Origin of the sequence: Azonexus sp. (assembly GCF_036170495.1) — a bacterium.
Classification (GTDB): Bacteria; Pseudomonadota; Gammaproteobacteria; order Burkholderiales; family Rhodocyclaceae; genus Azonexus.
Window position 1 is genome coordinate 1 of the sequence record NZ_JAVHPH010000223.1, and the last position, 1,261, is coordinate 1,261.

Annotated in this window: 1 protein-coding gene; it reads right to left on the reverse strand. The window is 62.6% G+C overall.

The window, feature by feature from the left end; translation table 11 throughout:
* Positions 1-1,261, reverse strand: a 1,261-nt coding sequence (locus ADADOO_RS07550) for an ATP-binding protein (protein WP_511276395.1), incomplete at both ends; no start/stop codon positions are given.

The window sequence follows — 1,261 nt, forward strand, 5'->3', positions numbered from 1 at the left end:
ATGAAGTCGTCCATGCCGGCAGCCAGGCAAAGGGCGCGATCCTCGGCATAGGCATTGGCCGTCATGGCGATGACCGGCACTTGGCGGGCCTTGGGCAGGGCGCGAATCAGCCGGGTGGCCGCTAGCCCGTCCAGATTCGGCATCTGGACATCCATAAGAATCAGGTCGTAATCGTTGCGGCGAACCAGATTGACCGCCTGTTCGCCGTCGTTGGCCGTCTCGACGCACAGTCCGGCCTCGGCCAGAAGCTGCTCGGCAATTTCGCGGTTAATCGGCTCGTCCTCGACGAGCAGGATGCGGCGTCCCGGGAATTCCTGCGCCAGCCGGGTTTCGGGATGGCTCGGGGTGACGTTCGGGATAGTCGCAAGCGGCTGGCTGCCTTTTTTCAGCCGTACGGTGAACCAGAAAATGCTGCCTTTTCCTGGCGTGCTGCTCGCTCCCGCCGTGCCTCCCATGTGCTCGGCCAGCTTGCGGGTAATCGCCAGCCCGAGGCCGGTACCGCCGTATTTGCGGCTCAGTGTGTTGTCGGCCTGTTCAAACGCGGCAAACAATCTGGGCATCGCTTCCGCCGGGATGCCGACGCCGCTGTCTTCGACCTCGAAGCGCAGCGCGATGGCATCCGCTTCGTCAGCGAATTGCCGGACACGCAGGATGACCTTGCCGGCATCGGTAAATTTGACGGCATTGGCGGCGTAGTTGAGCAGAGCCTGTTGCAGCGCAATGGGGTCGCCGAGCAGATTGGGCGGCAGCTCATCGGTTTCACTGGTCAGATTGAGATGCTTGGCCTGGGCGGTGCTTTGCAGCATGGTCAGGACGTTATCGAGAATCTGCCCGATGTGCAGGGGGGTTTCGGCGAGAACGAGTTTTCCGGCCTCGATCTTCGACAGTTCGAGAATGGCGTTGATGATGCCAAGCAAGTGTTGGCCGGCATTTTCCAGTTTGTCGAGCTGGGTACTTTGCGCCGGGCTCAGCCCGCCGCGCCGGATCAGATGCGCCATGCCGGTGACGGCGTTGAGCGGCGTCCGGATTTCGTGGCTCATATTGGCCAGAAAAGCGCTTTTCGCGATGCTCGCCGCTTCGGCGGCTTCCTTGGCGCGCGAGAGTTCGGCCGTGCGCTCGGCAACGAGTTGTTCGAGGCGGTCGCGATGGCTGGCCAGTTCAGCCTGGGCGGCCTTGGCCTCGGTCACGTCGCGGGTGATGGAGAGCAGGCAGGGCAGGCCGTTGAAGCTCATCGGCGAGACCGAGAACATGCCCCAGAAAA